Consider the following 688-nt stretch of genomic DNA (forward strand, 5'->3'; position numbering starts at 1 on the left):
ATTCCCTTCAAGCCCCCGGCTCGGTTTGCGGCGGTTGACGGGGGGAACCAGCGCCGCCCCGTGGGGCAAAGGGCGGATGCTGGAATTTTCAAAGCCGTTCCACAGCGGGAAAGAGTGGCGGCTTATGCTTTCGATCTAAAGAAGCGACAGCTGAACGCCCCTTCCTAGCGGCGGCACGAAGACATCGCTGCGCAATTGCCGGCGCGTCAGATTGAGGCCGAGCCGCTTGGCCGCAAGCTCGAATCGACGGCCGATCTGCCAGGCGTAAGGTCCGCTGCCCTTCATTCGTTTACCGAACTCGGCATCGTAATCCTTGCCGCAGCGCATGGAGCGGATGAGCGACATGACGTGCCGGTAGCGGTCCGGGTAGTTTCTGAGAAGCCAGTCACGAAACAGGGGGCTCACCTCCAGCGGAAGCCGGAGGAGTACGTAGCTCGCATCCGACGCGCCCGCCGACTTCGCCGAATCGAGCACGCGCTCGATCTCGTGATCGTTCAGCGCCGGAATGATCGGCGCGACCAGTACTCCAGCGGGAATGCCGGCCTCGGAAATTGCGCGTAGCGCCTCCAGCCGCTTGGTGGGCGTCGACGCCCGCGGTTCCATGCTGCGCGCCAGTTTCCGGTCGAGCGTGGTCACCGAAATGCCGACCCGGGCCAGAGATCGGACACGCGGCGTGTAGGGCAAGAGT

The 688-nt window shown here is 64.0% G+C and carries 1 protein-coding gene; it reads right to left on the reverse strand.

What is annotated here, in order from left to right; all coding sequences use genetic code 11:
- Positions 1 to 135: 135 nt before the first annotated feature.
- Positions 136 to 688, reverse strand: a 553-nt coding sequence (locus A4A58_RS20125) for a radical SAM protein (RefSeq protein ID WP_139069891.1), incomplete at its 5' end; no start/stop codon positions are given.

It is taken from the genome of Tardiphaga robiniae, from assembly GCF_001618955.1.
Taxonomy (GTDB): Bacteria; Pseudomonadota; Alphaproteobacteria; order Rhizobiales; family Xanthobacteraceae; genus Tardiphaga; species Tardiphaga robiniae_A.